Raw genomic sequence first — 235 nt, forward strand, 5'->3', positions numbered from 1 at the left:
CAAACAGCAAGCCAACGAACAAGCCCAGCAAGCTATTATCGATGAATTACATAGGCAACTAGGGCAAGTCATCAGCGAAAGAGACTGGCTTAAAAAAAAGTCCTCACAGCTACCCTAAGCACTCGTAAACAACTGTTAGAACCTGATAACAAGGATTTTAGTGTTCGTAAGCAATGTGAATTACTCGGTATCAACCGCTCAAGTCTGTACTATCAGCCAAAGCCCATCAGCGAGC

General features: G+C 43.8%; 1 pseudogene. It reads left to right on the forward strand.

The annotated features are described in order from the left end of the window. Positions 1-235: pseudogene (locus tag A1232T_RS13655) on the forward strand (IS3 family transposase); the annotation flags it as partial.

It is taken from the genome of Psychrobacter pasteurii (genome assembly GCF_900162815.1).
Lineage (GTDB): Bacteria > Pseudomonadota > Gammaproteobacteria > Pseudomonadales > Moraxellaceae > Psychrobacter > Psychrobacter pasteurii.